1 protein-coding gene is annotated in these 564 nt (G+C 69.3%); it reads left to right on the top strand.

Translation table 11 applies throughout. From position 1 onward, the window contains the following. On the top strand, window positions 1-564 hold a 564-nt coding region (locus ACYVD1_RS34825), incomplete at both ends, for an HNH endonuclease signature motif containing protein (RefSeq protein WP_460778734.1).

Raw genomic sequence — 564 nt, 5'->3', positions numbered from 1 at the left:
GGTGCCCGGGGCGGGGACGGCAAGGGCAGCAAGGGCGGTCAGGATCGCAAGCGTGCTGCGGTGGCGATGATCAACATCATGGTGCCCCTGCCCACCTTCCTCGGCCTCCAGGCCGAGGGCGACGGCAAAGCTGCTGGCCCGGCGATGACCCAGGACGGGCAGGTGGTCTCCATGGCCGCGGTCCGTGCCCTGGCCCCCAACAGTGTGCTGCGCCGGATGATCACCTCCCCCAAGGGCGACCGGGTGCTGGACGTGGGCCGCACCCAGCGCGACGCCACGGGTGCTCTTCGGGACGCGGGGATGTTCGGTCACACCACCTGCGCCTGGTACCAGGGCTGCAACTTCCCGGCCAGCGGGTCGGAGGCCGACCACAAGCAGAGCTTCTCGGCCGGTGGGTCCACGAGCGCGGACAATATTCAGCCACTCTGCTCGGACCACAACCGGCTCAAGTACCGGAGGGAGACCAACCCCGAGGCCTCCATCTGGCAGGGTCGTCCCTCCCACCGCAACCGGGGAAACAAGGACCAGGGTGGGAGCAAAGGTCAGGACGGGGACCCGGAGCCA

The sequence above is a fragment of the Nocardiopsis nanhaiensis genome, from assembly GCF_054778635.1.
Note: the sequence above shows the minus strand (reverse complement) of the source record. Positions and strands in the feature narration are given on the sequence as shown.